Raw genomic sequence first — 18,716 nt, forward strand, 5'->3', positions numbered from 1 at the left:
TGATCTTTCCCCGGAGCGGCCCAGGGGTTGGTATTCGTAGTAACCACACCCGCGTCCGGTCTCTTCCCGGCCGCGCCGATCACCGGCCACCACCGGGCGGCGCGCGGTCGCCAGGACGTGATTTGATGCCTGAGCCCCGCCGGTGCGCCTCCAGCGCCGGCTCCCCGACGAGCAACGAGGTGATCCGTGGCCCCGCCGAACCTCACCCGCGAGCAGGCCGAGCAGCGCGCGGCGCTGCTGGAGGTCCAGTCCTACGTGGTCGACCTGGATCTGTCCGACGGCGCGGGTGGACCGGAGGTGGAGACCTTCGGCTCCACCACCACCGTGCGGTTCCGCAGCTCGCGGCCCGGTGCCGAGACCTGGATCGACCTGGTGGCGGGCCGGGTGCACAGCGCCGTGCTCAACGGCACCGAGCTCGACGTGTCCGGCTACGACGAGTCCGAGGGCATCCGGCTGCCGGACCTGGCCGTCGACAACGAGCTCGTCGTGCGCGCCGACTGCGAGTACACCAACACCGGCGAGGGCCTGCACCGCTTCATCGACCCGGTCGACGGCGGCGTCTACCTCTACAGCCAGTTCGAGACCGCCGACGCGAAGCGGATGTTCACCTGCTTCGACCAGCCCGACCTGAAGGCCACCTACCAGCTGACGGTGACCGCTCCCGCGGACTGGAAGGTGATCTCCAACGCGCAGGCCGCCACCGAGGACGCGGGCGCGGTGCGGCGGCACGTCTTCGAGACCACCAGGCCGATGTCGACCTACCTGGTCGCGCTGGTGGCCGGGCCCTACGCCGAGTGGCGCGACGTCTTCCCCGGCGAGGACGGCCAGGACGAGATCCCGCTGGGCATCTACTGCCGCGCGTCGCTGGCCGAGCACCTCGACGCCGAACGGCTGTTCACCGAGACCAAGCAGGGCTTCGGCTTCTTCCACAAGGCGTTCGGCGTGCCGTACCCGTTCGGAAAGTACGACCAGTGCTTCGTGCCGGAGTTCAACGCGGGCGCGATGGAGAACGCGGGCTGCGTGACGTTCCTGGAGGACTACGTCTTCCGCTCGAAGGTCACCGGCTACCTCTACGAGCGCCGCGCCGAGACCGTGCTGCACGAGATGGCGCACATGTGGTTCGGCGACCTGGTGACCATGCGCTGGTGGGACGACCTGTGGCTGAACGAGTCGTTCGCGACCTGGGCCAGCGTGCTCGCCCAGGTCGGCGCCACCGAGTACACCCACGCCTGGACCACCTTCGCCAGCGTCGAGAAGTCCTGGGCCTACCGGCAGGACCAGCTGCCCTCCACGCACCCGGTGGCCGCCGACATCGCCGACCTGCAGGCGGTCGAGGTCAACTTCGACGGCATCACCTACGCCAAGGGCGCCTCGGTGCTCAAGCAGCTGGTCGCCTACGTCGGGCTGGACAACTTCCTGGCCGGGCTCAAGGTCTACTTCGACCGGCACGCCTGGGGCAATGCGACCCTCGACGACCTGCTGACCGCGCTGGAGGAGGCCTCCGGCCGCGACCTGTCGTGGTGGAGCGCGCAGTGGCTGCAGACCACCGGGCTGAACATGATCCGGCCCAGGTTCAGCACCGACGACCAGGGCCGCTTCACCGCGTTCACGGTGCTGCAGAGCCCCGCGCGCCCCGGTGCGGGCGAGTACCGCACGCACCGGCTGGCGATCGGCGTCTACGACGACGACCCCGCGACCGGCAAGCTGGTGCGCACCCACCGGGTGGAGCTGGACGTCACCGGTGAGCGCACCGAGGTGCCGGACCTGGTCGGCGTCGACCGCGGCAAGCTGGTCCTGGTCAACGACGACGACCTCACCTACTGCACGATGCGGCTCGACCCGGAGTCGCTGGCCACCCTGATCGACCGGATCGGCGACTTCGACGAGTCGCTGCCGCGGGCGCTGTGCTGGTCGACCGCCTGGGAGATGACCAGGGAGGCCGAGCTCAAGGCCCGCGACTTCGTCAGCCTGGTGCTCGGCAGCTCCGCCGACACCGGCATCGGCGCGGAGAGCGAGATCGGCGTGGTGCAGCGGGTGCTGCTGCAGACCCAGACCGCGCTCGCGTCCTACGCCGACCCGTCCTGGCAGCCCGAGGGCTGGCGGCGGTTCGCCACCCGGCTGCTGGAGCTGGCGCGGGCCGCCGAGCCGGGCTCGGACCACCAGCTCGCGTTCGTCAACTCGCTGACCAGCTCGGTCCTCGGCGACGAGCAGGTCTCGGTCCTGCGCGGCTGGCTGGACGGTTCCGCTCCGCTGCCGGGCCTGACCGTCGACACCGACCTGCGGTGGGGCCTGCTCCAGGCGCTGGTCGCGCACGGCGCTGCGGGCGAGGCCGAGATCGACGCGGAGCTGGAGCGCGACCGGACCGCGACCGGCCGCAGGCGGGCCGAGCGGGCGCGGTCGCTGATCCCGACGCCGGAGTCCAAGGAGAAGGCGTGGCAGCGCGCCGTGCACGACGACCAGCTGCCCAACGCCGTCAGCGACGCGATCATCTCCGGGTTCCAGCACCCCGGCCAGCGCGACCTGCTGGCCCCGTACGTGGGGCGCTACTTCGACGAGATCGACGAGGTGTGGCACCGCCGCTCCAGCGAGCGGGCGCAGCCCACGGTGATCGGGTTGTTCCCGTCGTGGGCGGTCACGGAGGAGACCGTCGCGGCGGCCGACCGCTGGCTGGAGGGCGACCACGCGCCCGCGCTGCGGCGGCTGGTGTCCGAGGGCCGGGCGGGGATCGTGCGGGCGCTGGCCGCGCGGGAGTTCGACCGCTCCTGACCACGACGTCCGTGAGCCTTTCGGGTGCAGTGCCCGGAAGGCTCACGGACACGTCTCCTCACGTTCGGTGCCCGCGGCGTCACCGCACGTAAGCTGGCCTGGTCCAACGCCCTGGTCCGCAGTGGAGCCCGCGATGCCTGAGTTGATCTCGTCGCTCGCCCAGATCCTGTGGCCGCTGATCACGCTGCTGGCGATCTTCGTGTTCCGCCGCGGGATCGGGCGGGTGCTCAAGACCGCGGAGAAGCGGGAGCTGGAGTTCGAGGTCGGCGGGCAGAAGCTCACCATGCACGAGCTCAACGACCAGCAGAACGAGATGATCCAGGACCTCCAGCGCCAGCTGAGCCTGCTCAGCAGGGAGCTGGACGCCAAGGAGCGCGGCGAGCCCGTGCCGGAGGCGCCCGCGGAGGAGGCGCCGGAGCGGCTCGGCTCGGAGCTGGAGGAAAGCGCGCTACCGCCGGTCAACGCCCCGGTCGGGCCGGAGCCGTTCGCGGTGCTGTGGGTGGCCGAGAGGCCGGAGTCGCACGCGCTGCTCGTCGGGCAGCTGCGGGACAACGGCGTGCGGGTGTCGATGGTGTCGACGACCGGTGCGGCGCTGGCCGAGATCGCCGAGCGCCCGTACCGGCTGATCGTGTCGGACATGTCCCGCAGCGAGGACGGCCGCTACCGCACGGACGCGGGGATGTCGCTGCTCAACGAACTGCGCGACATCGGCGTGGACACCCCGGTGATCATCTACTGCGGGCAGCGCATGGAGCAGCAGTACGGGATGCAGGCCCAGCAGGCCGGAGCCGTGGCCGTCACCTCGTCGGCGTACGAGATGTTCAAGCACTTCCAGAGCTTCGGCCTGCTGTAGCGGTCAGTGCTGCGGGGTGAACCGGGTTCCCGCCGTGTCGGCGAGCATCCGCAGGGCGCTGATCAGACCGTCGATCAGCTCGCCCTCCTTGAAGGAGGCGACCATGCTCATCGCCGCGAGCTGGCAGCTGCGGTCCGGGATGCGCCGGAAGGCTTCCTCGCCGGTCACGATCTCGAACTTGCGCTGGCCGGGGGAGACCGCGATCAGCACGCCCTCCGGCGCCCGCGCGCCGAGGTTGGCGTGGACCTCCTCGGCCGACCGGCGGGCGTCCTCGCCCAGGTCGCCGAGGTAGATCGCGAACTCCAGGCCGGTGGTCCGGCTGGACAGGGTCAGTGCCTCGTCCAGCCGGGACAGCTGGCCGGTGCTGAACGGCAGCTTCGGGCGCTCCGGCTCGACCTTGCGCGCGATCGACAGCCTGCCGGTGGCCATCAGCGCCTCACCAGCACCGAGCTCCGAGCTCTCGGAGGTCCCGGTGATCTCACCAGTTGCCACGTGCGCCTCCCCGGGCAGTACCGGCCGGTCCGTCCTCGGACTCCACGTCGGCCACCGGCGTCGTGCTCACCCCGGCCGGGTTGGCCACCCAGAACACCGGAGCGAAGTCCCACTCCTGGCCGGTCTTGTAGCGGGGGCGGCTGAGCCTGGGCCACAACGCGATGAGCGTGATCAGACCGTAGATGGCCGCTGGGATCACCGCCAGGACAAGCAGAGTCTCCACGACAGTCACAGCGGTTACGGTATCCGATGACATCGGCGTTGTGGGCCACGACCACCGGCTCCGCAGCCGCCCCCGCCGACCCCCGGTCACCGCGCGAACCGGTTCCGACACCGGCGGTGTCCGCTTCCCGCGTTCTTGCTGGTATATGCCAGGCGAAGTCTGCGGACGATCTCGCGCAACCAAACGGTCTGTGTGATCTGAGTCACACAAAGTAACTCGTTCGGTCGAACGCGCGCGTCCGAATGGAGTCCAACCAGAAGGTTGCAACCGGCGGCAACTTGGCGGCTTGTTCTTGGCGTTTTGTGCTTCTAGTTTTTCACCTGTATGGGTCTTGCATATTTGATCATATCCGTTCAAAGCTCATTTTGAATGCAGGAGGCACACAATGTCGATCATCGAAACCGCCACTCAGAGCAACGGCCTCACTCTTCCGATGATTAATCAGCCACTGCTTGAACACGGTGTGCGCATTAGCAATCACGATCGGGGAGTTCGGATCAGCGGCCGGGACCGCGGGGTTCGGATCAGCGGTCGGCAGGGTGTCCGGATCAGCGGGGCGAGCGGCGTTCGGATCAGCGGGCAGGAGCGCGGGGTTCGGATCAGCGGCGAGGGCCGTGGCGTGCGGATCAGCGGGGCGAGCGGGGTGCGGATCAGTGGGTGCAGCGGCGTTCGCATCAGCGGTCGACAGGGTGTGCGGATCAGCGGGACCAGTGGGGTCCGCATCAGCGGGCAGCAGGGCGTGCGGATCAGCGGGACCAGCGGGGTCCGCATCAGCGGGCAGCAGGGCGTGCGCATCAGCGGGACCAGCGGGGTCCGCATCAGCGGGCAGCAGGGCGTGCGCATCAGCGGGACCAGCGGGGTCCGCATCAGCGGGCAGCAGGGCGTGCGCATCAGCGGGACCAGCGGAGTCCGCATCAGCGGGCAGCAGGGCGTCCGCATCAGCGGGACCAGCGGAGTCCGCATCAGCGGGCAGCAGGGCGTCCGCATCAGCGGGACCAGCGGAGTCCGCATCAGCGGGCAGCAGGGCGTCCGCATCAGCGGGAAACAGGGTGTCCGCATCAGCGGCACCAGTGGCGTCAGGATCAGCGGTCAGCAGCGCGGGGTCCGCATCAGCGGGCAGCAAGGCGTGCGGATCAGCCGCGCGGAACGCGGCGTGCGGATCAGCGCCCGCCAGGGCGTGCGGATCAGCTCGCGCAGCGGCCGGTTCGCCGGTGTCCGCTAGGCGGCCGGCTCACCCAGGTACGGCAGCCACAGCGGGTCGGTCTCCGACAGCCCGGCCAGCAGCCGCCAGTGCCGTCCGCGCGGGGCGTGCGGGGCCACCGGCAACCGCCAGCCCAGCTCGGCCAGGGTCTTGTCCGCCTTGCGGTGGTTGCACTTGGTGCAGCTGGCCACGCAGTTCTCCCACGAGTGCGGGCCGCCCCGGCTCCTCGGCACGACGTGGTCGATCGTCTCGGCCCGCGCGCCGCAGTAGACGCAGCGGTGGTTGTCCCGCAGCATCAGCGCCGACCTGGTCAGCGGCACCCGCCCTCGGTAGGGCACCCGCACGAAGTTGCTCAACCGGATCACCGACGGCACCTCGACGCTGCTGGTCGCCGAGTGCAGCACCATCCCGGCCGAGTCCCCGTGCACGACCTCGGCCTTGCCGCAGACGACCAGCACGATGGCCCTGCGCAGCGGCAGCGCGGTCAGCGGCTCGAACGTGGTGTTGAGCAGCAGCACGCGCCGCTTGCGCCAGCCCGGCGGGTGACCGGGCGGCCGATCGGCGACCACCTGCGGCGGTCCACTCCCCCGGCCTTGCGCCGAGCACAGCGGGCTCCACGGCGCCAGCCCCGTGACTGCGCCTTTCGGAGTCCATTGTGGGGTCGGTTGTCGGTCGGGCACGCGACCACCTCCACCGGGTACCGGGCAATAGTCGAACACATTTGTCCGGCCGAACGCACGTGTGATTCGCCACGTGTTGCGAAGCGGTTGCGCAATCCTGGGTGAACGGAGTGCGTCCGGTCGGTGAATCCGATCATCGCCGTGCGCGTCGAACACCGGAATGATCAGTTTCGCGCCGTCGAAACTCGGGTGAACACACGTATTGTCGGCGGACGTGACCGAAGTTGTGCTGACCTATCCCGACGCCGAACGAGCCGACGTCGTCGACGAGCTCCACGGCCACCGCATCGCCGACCCGTACCGCTGGCTGGAGGACGCCGAGGATCCCCGGTGCCAGGCGTGGTCCCGGACCCAGGACGAGCTGGCCCGCGACTGGCTGGACGCGCTGCCCGGCCGCGAAGCGGTCGCCGAGCGGATGCGGTCGCTGCTCGCGGCGGGCTCGGTGGGCGCGCCGCTGTGGCGCGGCGAACGGGCGTTCTTCACCCGCCGCCTGCCCGGCCAGGAGTTCCCCGCGCTGCACGTGCGGGAGGCCGACGGCAGCGAGCGGGTGCTGCTGGACGTCACCGAGCTCGACCCGTCCGGCCGGACCACGCTCGACCGCTGGTCCCCCAGCCTCGAAGGCGACCTGCTCGCCTACCAGATCTCGGTCGGCGGTGACGAGGAGTCGCTGCTGCACGTCGTCGACGTGACCACCGGCGAGCTGGTCGAGGGCCCGATCGACCGCTGCCGCTACTCGTCGATCTCGTGGCTGCCCGGCGGCGAGGAGTACTTCTACGTGCGGCGGCTGCCCCCGGAGTCGGTCCCGGAGGGCGAGGAGCAGTTCCACCGCCGGGTCTGGCGGCACCGGGTGGGCGCCGACCCCGAGCAGGACCTGCTGGTCCACGGCGAGGGCCTGCACCACACCTTCTACTTCGGCACCTCGGTCTCCGACGACGGCCGCTGGCTGCTGATCCACGGCAGCCCCGGTACCGCCCGCCGCGACTCGGTGTGGATCGCCGACCTCTCCGACGGCGCCGAGGTGCCGCGGCTGCACCGCATCCTCGACACCTCCGACGGCGTCCGCGCCGGGGCGTGGGTCGAGCGGGACGGCCGGATGTACGTCCAGACCACGCTGGACGCGCCGCGCTGGCGGCTGTGCGTGGCCGACCCGGAGCGCCCGGACCCGGCCGACTGGACCGAGCTGGTCGCCGAGGAGCCCGACTCGGTCCTGGAGGCCGTCCGCTGGTTCGACACCGGTGACGGCGACCCCCGGCTCGCGGTGCTGCGCACCCGGCACGCGGTGTCCGAGGTGACGCTGCACGACCCGGCGACCGGCGAGCGCACCGACGTCGTCCCGCTGCCGGGCACCGGCCAGGTCACGTCGATCACCGCGGCCGACGACGCCACCGGCGCCAACCGGGACCTGCTCTGGCTCGGCTGGACCGACTTCGCGACCCCGTCGTGCGTGCACACCTACTCCCGGGCCACCGGTGAGACCTCGCTCGCCGAACGCGCGCCCGGCGCGGTCGAGCTGCCCGACGTGCACACCAGCCAGGTCGCCTACACCTCGCCGGACGGCACCACGGTCCGGATGTTCCTCCTCAGCCCGAGCGCCACCCCGGACCAGCCGCGCCCGGCGCTGATGACCGGCTACGGCGGCTTCTCGCTGTCGATGGAGCCCGGCTACTCCCCCTCGGCGCTGGCGTGGGTCGCGGCGGGCGGCGTCTGGGCGCTGCCGTCGCTGCGCGGTGGCGGCGAGGAAGGCGAGCAGTGGCACCGCGCGGGCATGCGCGAGAGCAAGCAGAACGTCTTCGACGACTTCCACGCCGCCGCGCAGCACCTGATCACCGAGGGCTGGACGACCTCGGACCAGCTCGGCATCACCGGTGGTTCCAACGGCGGCCTGCTGGTCGGTGCCGCGCTGACCCAGCGGCCGGAGCTGTACCGGGCGGTCGTGTGTTCCGCGCCACTGCTCGACATGGTCCGCTACGAGCAGTTCCTGCTCGGCCGCACCTGGAACGAGGAGTACGGCACCGCCGACGACGCCGAGGAGCTCGGCTGGCTGCTGTCGTACTCGCCGTACCACGCGGTGGAGCCGCAGACCCAGTACCCGTCCGTGCTGTTCACGGTGTTCGAGTCGGACACCCGGGTCGACCCCAACCACGCCCGCAAGATGTGCGCGGCGCTCCAGCACGCCACCGCCTCGGACCCGGGCAAACGGCCGGTCCTGCTCCGCAGGGAGACCGAGGTGGGACATTCCGCCCGCTCGGTGTCCCGTACGGTGGGGTTGGCGACCGACCAGCTCGCCTTCCTCGCGGAGGCCACCGGGCTCGCGCTCAGCTGAGACCCGGACCGGTCGGAGAAGACCAGCGGTAGCACCGGCGGTGCGTCGTGGGCGGCGGGGCGTCCACGAAACACCGCCGGTGGTGCCGGTCCCCCGTGGTCTTCCGCCAGGATCTACCCCCGGACCGAGGCCGCGGATCGACCAGGCCCGAGAAAGACCAGGCATGGAAACCCCCGAACCCATGATCCCCGCGCTGCTGACCCCGCCCCCGTGCGTGCAGGAGGCCGGCAGCTGGTGCAAGACAGTCAACGACCTGACCGGCAACCAGTGGCTGGCCGGCTACGCCGAGCTGCTCATCGCGAAGCCGCTGAACATCGCGATCATCCTCGTCGTCGCGTTCGCGGCGCGCTGGTTCGTGCACCGCACGATCAACAAGCTGACCCAGGGCGACGGCAAGACCCCGAAGCTGTTGCAGCCGCTGAAGGAACGCCGCAGCGACACCCTGACCGCCGAGCTGATGTCCGAGCGGCGCAAGCAGCGGGCCCGCACCATCGGCTCGGTGCTGAAGTCGATCGCCTCGTTCCTGATCTTCGGGATCGCGACGATGTACGTGCTGAAGGTGTTCAACGTCGAGCTCGGCCCGGTGCTGGCGTCGGCCGGTGTGCTCGGTGTCGCGGTCGCCTTCGGCGCCCAGAACCTCGTCCGGGACTTCCTGTCCGGGATGTTCATGATGGTCGAGGACCAGTACGGCGTCGGTGACGTCGTCGACCTCGGCGAGGCGACCGGCACCGTCGAGGCAGTGGGCCTGCGGGTCACCACGCTGCGCGACATCAACGGCACCGTCTGGTACGTCCGCAACGGCGAGATCCTGCGGGTCGGCAACTCCAGCCAGGGCTTCGCCGTGGCCGTGGTCGACTTCCCGGTCTCGCACAACTCCGACGTGGAGAAGGCGATCGAGGTGGCCACCAAGGTCGCCACCGATGCCGCGGGCCGCGAGCCGCTGTCGCAGGACGTGCTGGAGCCGCCGGAGATGCTGGGCGTCGACCAGATCACCTCCGACACCATCACGCTGCGGCTGACCACCAAGGTCCGCCCCGGCAAGCAGTGGTCGGTGCAGCGGCGGCTGCGCGCGGAGATCAAGCGCGCGTACGACGACGAGGAGATCCACCCTCCGTATCCGAACGGCCGCCCGGTGCTGCCGACGAGTCCCAGCCAGGCGTGACACCCGCGACGGTGACCTAGCAGGATGGAACCGTGACTAGCTTGGAGACCTTCTACGAACAGGTCGGCGGCGAGCAGACCTTCCACCGCATCGTGGCCCGCTTCTACCAGGAGGTGGCCAGGGACGAGCTGCTCCGGCCGATGTACCCGGAGGAGGACCTGGGCCCTGCCGAGGAGCGGCTGCGGCTGTTCCTCATGCAGTACTGGGGAGGCCCGCACACCTACTCGGACCGCCGCGGGCACCCCCGGTTGCGGATGCGGCACGCCCCGTTCAAGATCGGCCTCGCGGAACGGGACGCCTGGCTGCGCTGCATGCGGATCGCGGTCGACGAGGCGGACCTGACGGCCGAGCAGCGCGACCAGTTGTGGCAGTACTTCGAGATGGCGGCCCAGAGCATGGTGAACGCGTGGTTCTGACCCTGGTGCGGACGACATGACAGAACACCGATCCGGGGCGGGCTGGTGGCGGGACTCGGTCTTCTACCGGGTCGACGTCCGCTCCTTCGCCGACGCCGACGGTGACGGCGTCGGCGACCTCGACGGCGTGCTTTCCAGGCTGGGATACCTGGAACTGCTCGGCGTCGACGCGATCGTGCTCTCCGGCGTCGGCGGCCTCGACTACGAGCCGGAGTCGCTGGAGGCGCTGCTGAGCGAGGCGCACCACGCCGGGATCCGGCTGATGGTCGCGATGGACCTCGACCCCGCGCGCGACGATCCGCGGGAGGTGCTGGGCGCCTGGCTGGACCTCGGCGTCGACGGCTTCCACCTGGATCCGCGCGAGGGCGCGTCCGAACCGGTCCGCGCGGTCGTGGACCGCTACCCGGAGCGGGTGGTGATCGGCAGCGGGCCCGGCTGGCAGCTCGGGTTCAACCTCGACCTGGCGGTGGCCGGGTTCGACGCGGAGGCGGTGCAGGACGCGATCACCCGCGTCCTGTTCGCCGGTGATCCGCGGCCCGCGTGGGCGATGGCCACCCGCGAGACCGCGCGGGACGAGGCGGCGCTGACACCGGTGCGGGCGATGGCGCTGGTGCAGCTCGGCCTGCCGGGGGCGGTGTGCCTGCGGCACGGCGAGGAGCTCGGGCTCCCCGGCACCCAGCGGATGCCGATGCCGTGGGAGGGCGAGAAGCCGCCGTTCGGCTTCTCGGCCGCCGAGGGCGAGTGGCCGTCGATCTCGGCGGAGTGGGCGCCGTTCACCGTCGAGTCGCAGCTGGAGGATCCGCACTCGACGCTGTCGCTGTACCGGCGGGCGCTGGAGCTGCGCAACGAGCACCCGGCGTTCCGCGGTGACGAGGTCGAGTGGTTCGGCGCGCCGGACGGCTGCCTGGCCTTCCGGCGCGCGGGCAGCGAGCTGACCTGCGCGCTGAACACGACCTCGGAACCGGTGCCGGTGCCACCGGGCGAGGTCCTGCTCTCCAGCAGGCCACTGATCGGGGGACAACTGCCCGAGGGGAGTGCGGTCTGGCTTTGCTGATCGACAAGATGTGAGCCCTGCCTCGGATACGCCCCCTGCGCCGAGGCGGAACGCCGTCGGCTCGATACATTCCGGACGGCAGCCCCGAGCCAACTGGACATCATGACCTCCACCTCCCTTCCCGCGCCGCGCACCGGAAAACCGCCTGCTGAGCGGAAACGCCGACTGATCGGCATCGACATCGCGAGGTTCGTCGCGGTGTTCGGGATGTTCAACATCCACTTCGGGGTGCCGTTCGTGGAGGGCCACCCGGAGATCGTGGTGGCCGAGATCTCCAGCGGCCGGTCGACGGCGCTGTTCACCTTCCTGGCCGGGGTGTCGCTGGCGATGCTGTCCGGCCGCGACGTCCCGCCGACCGGTGCCGCGCTGCGCGACGCGCGGCTGCGGATCGCGGTGCGGGCGGGGCTGCTGCTGGTGTTCGGGGTGGCGCTGGCCAAGGCGACCGAGGCCACCGGGTTCCTGCTGACCGTGATCATCGCGTTCTACGGGCTGTACTTCCTGCTGGCGGTGCCGTTCGTGCGGATGTCGGCCCGGGGGCTGGGGATCTCGGCGGTGGTCGCCGCGCTGGTCGGTCCGCAGCTGTCGTTCCTGCTGCGGACGTGGATGGCGCACGACGACGTGGCGCGGGGCGTGGTGGACGCGGTGAACGCGGTCGACCCCGGCCACCTGATCGCCGAACTCGGCTTGTTCGACCTGCTGCTGCTCGGTTTCTACCCGGCGGCCTCGTACCTGTCGCTGGTGCTGGCGGGAATGGCCGTCGGGCGGCTGGACCTGCGCTCGCCGAAGGTGCGGCTGTGGCTGGCGGGCAGCGGGCTGGTGCTGGCCTGCGCCAGCTACTGGGGTTCGGACGGACTGGTCGCGGCGGTCGGCGGGCTGCCGGATCTGTCGGCGCAGGGCACGGTCCCGATCGAGCACCCGGACTGGCTGCTGGCGCACACGCCGCACAGCGGCACGACCTTCGAGCTGCTGGGTTCGCTGGGCGTGGTGCTGGTGATCCTGCCCGCGTGCCTGGAGCTGGCCGAGCGGGCCGGGCGCTGGCTGTCGCCGCTGGCGAAGGCCGGTTCGATGGCGCTGACGCTGTACGCGCTGCACGCGGGCGTGATGGCCTGGCAGATCGTGGTCGGCGGCTGGCCGCTGAGCGGGGTGCCGGACTTCCTGGCCAAGCTCGCGAGCATGGGGCCGGCGCTGCCGCACGACATCCCGGACCTGCCCGCCTTCCCGCCGGACGGGCACCGGCCGGAGGGCTTCGTGGCCTTCCTCAACATCTACATGGCGGAGCTGTTCCTGGCGTTCTCGATCCTGTTCGCCCTGGTGTGGCGGCGGTACTTCGCCCGGGGCCCGCTGGAGGCGGCGGTGAGCGAGGGCGTGCGGTGGATCGTCGCGAAGATCAACCGCCGCCCGGTGACGTCAGCGGCGGGCACGTCAGCAGTAGGCACGTCAGCAGCGGTCACGTCAGCGGCGGTCACATCAGCAGCGGGAGCAGGGCGTGTCGACGCCGGACAACGGCGCCGAACCGGGAGTCCAGACGCAGCCAGGAGTCCGTCGCGCTGACCCGCACGATCTCGTCCTCGGACGGCGACGGGACCAGGAACCCCATCCCGGACAGCACGAACAGGCAGCGCAGCGGCACCTTGACGTCGAAGCCGGAGCCGCTGACGGTGAAGACCTCCTGGTCCAGCAGCGACGCGGGCGGGGTGCCCTTGGGCCCGACGTTCTCCTTGGCCACGTCGATGCCGCGTTCGGCGACCTCCCCCACCAGCCGCGCGGGCAGGTCGTCCACCCGCTGCCAGGCGCTCGCGGGCGGCAGCTCCGAGCGCCACAGCAGGTCCCGCGGCGGGCCGGGGTCCATGACCGGCCCGCCGGCCACGGTCAGCGTCGCGAGCAGTTCGCTGCCCGACACGGTCAGGTCGGACGGCTCCACCGAGCCCTCGACCGCCCGGGTGCACAGGGCGTCGAACGGTGTCGCCGCCCAGACGTCCAGCCGGTCGTTGCCTGGGCGGTTGCGCAGGCGCAGCACCGCCTGACCGTCCAGCCGCACGGCCCGTGCGACGAACGCGCCGAGGTCCTCCCGCTCGACCGGGTCGGCGATCCGCAGTTCAGGCACGCCTGTCCTCCGCTTCCACCTGCCACTCGGCGAGGAAGGCGCGCTCGTCGGCGGTGAGCCGCCGCGGGCGCGCCGCCCGCAGGTCGTACGGGACCATCAACGTCTCCGCGGACGCCACCAGGACCGAGTCGTGGGCGTAGGCGGAGTAGTCGACCAGGAAGGAAGCCGCCTTCAGCTCGCGCACGGACAGCCCGACCCGCAGCGAGCCCGCCGAGTACACCAGCGGCGCGTGGTAGTCGATCGCGACCCGCGCCACCACCATGCCCTCGGCCATGCCGAGCAGGCCCTGCCTGCCCGCCTCGCCGAACAGCAGCTCCGCCCGCGCCTCTTCCAGCAGGGTAACCGTCCTGGCGTGGTTGACGTGCCCGAAGGCATCCATGTCCGACCAGCGCAGCGCCACCTCGGCTACGAACGCACCCACTCGGCTTCCTCCAATGTTCGCGCGTGCCGGTCCCGGGCGGGACCGGCACGCACCGGCTCATCGCACCATGCTGCGCAGCTGGCGGGTCGCCACCGACAACGTCGCCAGGTCCAGCCTGCCGGACTTCTTGATCTCCTCCAGCGCCGACCGCGACCGCCCCAGCCGCGAGGCGTTGGCCGCCTCCCAGCGGGAGATCTTGTCGTCCGGGCTGTCCTCCGGCTCGCTGGTCCGCAGCACGTCGATGGTGATCTCGCGCAGCGACGCGTAGAGATCGTCCCGCAGCGCCAGCCGCGCCAGCGAGTGCCACCGGTTGCCGCGTTCGAGCTCGTTGACCGCCAGCAGCATCCGCTCGACGTCGAGGTGCTCGGCCAGCGTGTAGTACAGCTCCGCGCTCTCCCGCGGGCTGCGCTCGTGGCTGACCCCGGCGTCGCGCTCGGCGAGCTCGGCGACCTCGGTGATGTCCAGCAGCGCGTAGGAGTCCAGCAGCACCGCGATCGACTCGGCCAGGTCGGTGGGCACGCCCGCGGCCACCATCCAGTCGAGCTTCTCCGCGGCGCCCTCGGCGGCCTTGCCGTGCAGCAGCCCCCGGACCGAACCGGACAGGTCGGCGACCACCGGCCGGAACCGGGCGATCTCGGCGCCGATGGCCAGCGGCTGCGGCCGGTTCGACAGCAGCCACCGCGCCGCGCGGTCGAGCAGCCTGCGGCTCTCCAGCACCATGTCGTCGGCCACCGAGCTGGGCACCGCGTTGGCGAGCTCGTCGATCCGGCGCCACAGCTCGTGCAGGCCGTAGACCTCGGTGACCACCGCGTAGGCGCGGACCGCGTCGGTGGCCGACGCGCTGATCTCCTCGGCCAGCCGGAACGCGTACGAGATGCCCGCGCCGTCCACGACCTCGTTGACCAGCAGCGTCGTGGTGATCTCGCGGCGCAGCGGGTGCGCCGGGACCGCGTCGCCGTAGCGCTCGCGCAGCGGCTGCGGGAAGTAGTCCCCGATCCGCCTGCTGAACGCGTCGGCGTCGGGCAGGTCGCTGTCGAGCACCTCGCGCTTGAGCGCCAGCTTCACGTGCGCCATCAGCGTCGCCAGCTCCGGGGAGCTGAGGCCCTCGCCGGTCTTCTCCCGCTCCCGCAGCGCCTTGGCCGTCGGCAGCGCCTCCAGCTCGCGGTCCAGGCCGTTGTTGCGCTCCAGCGAGCTGATCTGCCGGGCGTGCACCGAGACCATCGGTCCCGCGTGGGCGCGGGAGACGCCCAGCACCGCGTTCTGCCGGAAGTTGTCGGCCAGCACCAGGTCGGAGACCTCGTCGGTCATCTCGGCCAGCAGCTCGTTGCGCTGCTCGGCGCCCAGCCTGCCCTCGGCGACCAGGTGGTCGAGCAGGATCTTGATGTTGACCTCGTGGTCCGAGCAGTCCACGCCCGCCGAGTTGTCCAGCGCGTCGGTGTTGACCTTGCCGCCAGCGCGGGCGAACTCGATGCGCCCGAGCTGGGTCAGGCCGAGGTTCCCGCCCTCGCCGACGACCTTGACCCGCAGGTCCCCGCCGTTGACCCGGACCGCGTCGTTGGCCTTGTCGCCGACTTCGCCGTGGGTCTCGGAGGCGGCCTTGACGTAGGTGCCGATGCCGCCGTTCCACAGCAGGTCGGCCGGGGCCAGCAGGATCGCCTTGATCAGCTCCGCCGGGGCCAGCTGCGCCACCGACTCGTCGATGCCCAGCACCTGCCGGATGCGCGGGTTGAGCGGGATCGACTTCAGCGACCGGGACCAGACCCCGCCGCCCTCGCTGATCTTGCTGCGGTCGTAGTCGTCCCAGGTCGACCGGGGCAGCTCGAACAGCCGCCTGCGCTCGGCGAACGACACCGCCGGATCCGGGTCGGGGTCGATGAACACGTGCATGTGGTTGAACGCGGCGACCAGCTTGATGTGCTCGGACAGCAGCATGCCGTTGCCGAACACGTCACCGCCCATGTCACCCACGCCGACCACGGTGAAGTCGTCGGTCTGGGTGTTGACGCCGAGCTCGCGGAAGTGGCGCTTGACGCTCTCCCACGCGCCCTTGGCGGTGATGCCCATGGCCTTGTGGTCGTAGCCGACCGAGCCGCCGGAGGCGAACGCGTCGCCGAGCCAGAAGCCGTAGGACTTGGCCACGTCGTTGGCGATGTCTGAGAACGCCGCGGTGCCCTTGTCGGCGGCGACCACCAGGTAGGTGTCGTCGCCGTCGTGGCGCACCACCTCGCGCGGCGGGTCGACCTGTCCGCCGACCAGGTTGTCGGTCAGGTCGAGCAGGCCGGAGATGAACATCCGGTAGCAGGCGATGCCCTCGCCCAGCGCGGCCTCGCGGTCGGCGCCCGGGTCACCGGTGGGCGTCGGCGGGCGCTTGACGACGAACCCGCCCTTCGCGCCGACCGGCACGATCACCGCGTTCTTCACCGCCTGCGCCTTGACCAGGCCCAGGATCTCGGTGCGGAAGTCCTCCCGCCGGTCCGACCAGCGCAGACCACCGCGGGCGACGGAACCGAACCGCAGGTGCACGCCCTCCATCCGGGGCGAGTACACGAAGATCTCGAACTGCGGGCGCGGCTCTGGCAGCCCGGGGATCTCCTGCGGCTCCAGCTTCAGCGCCAGGTACGGCCGGGTGCCGCCGTCGACGAAGTAGTTCGTGCGCAGCGTGGCCCGGATCAGGCTCAGGTAGCTGCGCAGGATCCGGTCGGCGTCGAGGCTGGTGACGTCGTCGATCAGCTTCACGACCTCGGCGACCAGGTCGTCCTCGTGCGCGACGCGCTCGTCAGCGCCCAGCGCCGGGTCGAAGCGGACCTCGAACAGCCTGGTCAGCGCGATCGTGGTGGACCGGTGCGCGAGGATCGCGTCCTCGATGTAGTCCTGGCTGTAGTTGATGCCGGTCTGGCGCAGGTACTTGGCGTAGGCGCGCAGCACCGCGGCCTGCCGCCAGTCCAGCCCGGCGCGCAGCACCAGCGAGTTGAACCGGTCGACCTCGGCCTCGCCCTGCCAGGCCGCGCGGAAGGCGTCCTCGAACCGCTCGCGCAGCGTGTCCAGCCGCTCCGCGCCGGACTCCAGCAGGGACGGCTCCAGCCGCAGGCCGAAGTCGTAGATCCAGTACTGGCTGCCGTCCTCGGAGATGACCTCGTAGGGCCGCTCGTCGACGACCTCCACGCCCATGCTCTGCAGCACCGGCAGCACCCGGGACAGGATGACCCGCTCGCCGCCGACGTAGATCTTGAACCGGCGCTCCCCCGGCCCGGCCTCGCGCGCGGTGTAGAACGACATCCGCACGTCCCGCGGCCCGGCCAGCGACTCCAGGCGGCGCAGGTCGACCAGGCCCTCGACGGCGGTGAAGTCCTCCTTGTACGCCTCCGGGAAGGACGCCGCGTAGCGCTGCCCGACCTCGCTGATCGCCTCCGAGCCGCGCCGCAGCCGCTGCCCGTCGCGCCTGCTGTCGGGCTGCTGGGCGTCGACCTCGTCGACCATCTGGTCGTCCCAGGTGTGGATCGCGTCGCTGAGCCGCTCCTGCAGGCGGGTCAGGTCCGGCTCGACCTGGTGCTCGGGGTCGGCGTGCACCATGAAGTGCACCCGGGCCAGCATCGACTCGCCGACCCTGGTGCTGTACTCGACGCTGGTGCCGCCGAGCTCGTCGAGCAGCACCTCCTGCATCGCCAGCCGCGAGCTGGTCGTGTAGCGGTCCCGCGGCAGGTAGACCAGGCAGGAGAAGAACCGGCCGTAGGGGTCGCGGCGGACGAACGGCTTGAGCTTGCGGCGCTCGGCCAGGGCCAGCACGCCGGTGATGGTCTCCTCCAGCGTGTGCTGGTCGGTGGAGAACAGCTCGGTGCGCGGGTAGTTCTGGATCTCCTCCAGCATCCGCTGGCCGGAGTAGGACTCCAGCGGGAAGCCGGCGTTGTGGATGATCTCCCGGACCCGGCGCTCGATGACCGGGATGTCCAGCACGTTCTCGTGCAGCGCGGTGGTGGTGAACAGGCCGAGGAAGCGGTGCTCGCCGGTGACCCGGCCCGCGCTGTCGAAGGTCTTGACGCCGACGTAGTAGGGGTGCACCGCGCGGTGCACAGTGGACGGTGCGCTGGCCTGGGTGAGCACCAGCAGGTCCTTCGACAGCGCGTTGGCGCGGGCGTCCGGTCCGGCCGTCAGGGCGCGGGCGGCGACGCTGTCGGCCCGCAGCACGCCGAGGCCGGAGGCCAGCACCGCGCGCAACGCGGGCTCGTCGCCGTCGACGAGCTCGTTGTGGCGGTAGCCGAGGAAGGTGAAGTGGCCGTCGGCCAGCCAGCGCAGCAGCTGGGCGCCGTCGTGGATCTGGTCGCCCTCCAGCGGCGGCGGGGAGCTCTCCAGCGAGTCGGCCAGGCCGCGGGCGGTCTGGATCATCTTCTCGGTGTCCTCGACCACCTCGCGCACGTCGTTGAGCACGTCGACGAGGCCGTGTTCCAGCTCGTGGAGCCGGTCGGTGCCGGAGATCTGGTCGACCTCGACGAACATCCACGACTCGACCATCGCGTCGGCGGGCGGGGCGGACGGGTCCGCGCCCGGGAGCACCTCCAGCAGGTCACCGGCGACGTCGCGGCGGACGACGACGATGGGGTGGACGATGCGCTGCACCTCGGCGCCGTCCCGGCCCAGCTCCGCGATCACCGAGTCGACCAGGTAGGGCATGTCGTCGGTGACGATCTGCACCACGGTCGCCGGGTTCTGCCAGCCGTCATCGGCACGGGTGGGGTTGAAGATCTTGACCACCGGCCGTCCGGCGACCCTGGTCGCGGCCAGCTGGCGGTGCGACCGCAGCGCGCCGACCAGGTCGGCGGGCTCGTCGTCGACGAGTTCGTCGGCCGGGACGTGGCGGTAGTAGGTCCACAGCAGCTCGGCGAGCTCCGGAGCGGACTCGACCGCCCGGTCCAGCAGGCGGTTGCGGGTCCGCTCGGGGGTCTCGGAAGGTCCGGCAGATGGTTGTTCGCGGTTCAACTGTCCGGGATTCGAGGTCATCTTCAGGCAGCTCCATGCTTGACGGCACC

At 71.1% G+C, this 18,716-nt stretch carries 14 protein-coding genes; 8 read left to right on the forward strand and 6 right to left on the reverse strand.

Translation table 11 applies throughout. The annotated features are described in order from the left end of the window. Window positions 1-186 precede the first annotated feature (186 nt). Together pepN and ABD691_RS30265 are read left to right on the forward strand one after the other, a co-directional pair. Complete coding sequence (gene pepN / locus ABD691_RS30260) at window positions 187-2,766, forward strand: aminopeptidase N (protein WP_344685577.1); 2,580 nt, start codon at window positions 187-189, stop codon at window positions 2,764-2,766. A gap of 133 nt (window positions 2,767-2,899) precedes the next feature. Continuing rightward, entirely contained in the window at window positions 2,900-3,619 is a 720-nt protein-coding gene (locus ABD691_RS30265; RefSeq protein WP_344685579.1) for a DNA-binding transcriptional response regulator, read from the forward strand. A 3-nt stretch (window positions 3,620-3,622) separates the two neighbouring features. On the opposite strand, the gene ABD691_RS30270 is transcribed toward ABD691_RS30265, so the two are convergent. Next, window positions 3,623-4,111 carry a DUF5130 family protein gene (locus ABD691_RS30270; protein WP_344685580.1) on the reverse strand — a complete coding sequence of 163 codons (489 nt, stop codon included), beginning with the start codon at window positions 4,109-4,111 and terminating at the stop codon, window positions 3,623-3,625. Next, on the reverse strand, window positions 4,098-4,343 hold the full coding sequence (gene ctaJ / locus ABD691_RS30275; protein WP_344685583.1) for an aa3-type cytochrome oxidase subunit CtaJ: 246 nt from the start codon (window positions 4,341-4,343) through the stop codon (window positions 4,098-4,100). The genes ABD691_RS30270 and ctaJ overlap by 14 nt, the downstream gene beginning before the upstream one ends. A 682-nt stretch (window positions 4,344-5,025) precedes the next feature. Here ctaJ and ABD691_RS30280 point away from each other — a divergent pair. After that, on the forward strand, window positions 5,026-5,556 hold the full coding sequence (locus ABD691_RS30280; RefSeq protein WP_344685585.1) for a right-handed parallel beta-helix repeat-containing protein: 531 nt from the start codon (window positions 5,026-5,028) through the stop codon (window positions 5,554-5,556). Here ABD691_RS30280 and ABD691_RS30285 read toward each other — a convergent pair. Continuing rightward, window positions 5,553-6,104, reverse strand: coding sequence for an HNH endonuclease (locus tag ABD691_RS30285; protein ID WP_344685587.1), 552 nt, complete (start codon window positions 6,102-6,104; stop codon window positions 5,553-5,555). The genes ABD691_RS30280 and ABD691_RS30285 overlap by 4 nt on opposite strands. A gap of 325 nt (window positions 6,105-6,429) precedes the next feature. On the opposite strand from ABD691_RS30285, the gene ABD691_RS30290 reads away from it, so the two are divergent. The 5 genes from ABD691_RS30290 (at window position 6,430) to ABD691_RS30310 (ending at window position 12,721) form a co-directional block, all read left to right on the forward strand. Further along, window positions 6,430-8,538: a prolyl oligopeptidase family serine peptidase gene (locus ABD691_RS30290; protein WP_344685589.1), complete on the forward strand. Its 2,109-nt coding sequence runs from the start codon at window positions 6,430-6,432 to the stop codon at window positions 8,536-8,538. Window positions 8,539-8,719: 181 nt separating this feature from the next. Then, complete coding sequence (locus tag ABD691_RS30295; RefSeq protein ID WP_344685637.1) at window positions 8,720-9,700, forward strand: mechanosensitive ion channel family protein; 981 nt, start codon at window positions 8,720-8,722, stop codon at window positions 9,698-9,700. A gap of 32 nt (window positions 9,701-9,732) precedes the next feature. Then, window positions 9,733-10,116 (forward strand): globin, encoded by a 384-nt coding sequence (locus ABD691_RS30300; protein ID WP_344685591.1) that lies wholly within the window; start codon window positions 9,733-9,735, stop codon window positions 10,114-10,116. A 16-nt stretch (window positions 10,117-10,132) separates the two neighbouring features. Next, window positions 10,133-11,170, forward strand: a complete 1,038-nt coding sequence (locus tag ABD691_RS30305; protein WP_344685592.1) for an alpha-amylase family glycosyl hydrolase — start codon at window positions 10,133-10,135, stop codon at window positions 11,168-11,170. A 102-nt stretch (window positions 11,171-11,272) separates the two neighbouring features. Further along, window positions 11,273-12,721: a heparan-alpha-glucosaminide N-acetyltransferase domain-containing protein gene (locus tag ABD691_RS30310; RefSeq protein ID WP_344685594.1), complete on the forward strand. Its 1,449-nt coding sequence runs from the start codon at window positions 11,273-11,275 to the stop codon at window positions 12,719-12,721. On the opposite strand, the gene ABD691_RS30315 is transcribed toward ABD691_RS30310, so the two are convergent. The 3 genes from ABD691_RS30315 to ABD691_RS30325 are packed head-to-tail and all read right to left on the reverse strand — an operon-like array spanning window position 12,633 to window position 18,687. Further along, entirely contained in the window at window positions 12,633-13,274 is a 642-nt protein-coding gene (locus ABD691_RS30315; RefSeq protein ID WP_344685596.1) for a DUF8010 domain-containing protein, read from the reverse strand. The two genes, ABD691_RS30310 and ABD691_RS30315, sit on opposite strands and share 89 nt — an antisense overlap. Continuing rightward, complete coding sequence (locus tag ABD691_RS30320; RefSeq protein ID WP_344685597.1) at window positions 13,267-13,695, reverse strand: acyl-CoA thioesterase; 429 nt, start codon at window positions 13,693-13,695, stop codon at window positions 13,267-13,269. The genes ABD691_RS30315 and ABD691_RS30320 overlap by 8 nt, the downstream gene beginning before the upstream one ends. Window positions 13,696-13,752: 57 nt before the next feature. Beyond that, on the reverse strand, window positions 13,753-18,687 hold the full coding sequence (locus ABD691_RS30325) for an NAD-glutamate dehydrogenase (protein ID WP_344685600.1): 4,935 nt from the start codon (window positions 18,685-18,687) through the stop codon (window positions 13,753-13,755). Window positions 18,688-18,716 lie beyond the last annotated feature (29 nt).

Source organism: Saccharopolyspora taberi (assembly GCF_039534165.1).
In the GTDB taxonomy this organism is placed as follows: domain Bacteria; phylum Actinomycetota; class Actinomycetes; order Mycobacteriales; family Pseudonocardiaceae; genus Saccharopolyspora_D; species Saccharopolyspora_D taberi.

Bases quoted from the DNA above. Each gene is read 5' to 3' on its own strand.
- ABD691_RS30325 (WP_344685600.1), bottom strand. From the start codon at position 18,687: ATGACCTCGAATCCCGGACAGTTGAACCGCGAACAACCATCTGCCGGA.
- ABD691_RS30310 (WP_344685594.1), top strand. From the start codon at position 11,273: ATGACCTCCACCTCCCTTCCCGCGCCGCGCACCGGAAAACCGCCTGCT.
- ABD691_RS30295 (WP_344685637.1), top strand. From the start codon at position 8,720: ATGATCCCCGCGCTGCTGACCCCGCCCCCGTGCGTGCAGGAGGCCGGC.
- ABD691_RS30305 (WP_344685592.1), top strand. From the start codon at position 10,133: ATGACAGAACACCGATCCGGGGCGGGCTGGTGGCGGGACTCGGTCTTC.
- ABD691_RS30265 (WP_344685579.1), top strand. From the start codon at position 2,900: ATGCCTGAGTTGATCTCGTCGCTCGCCCAGATCCTGTGGCCGCTGATC.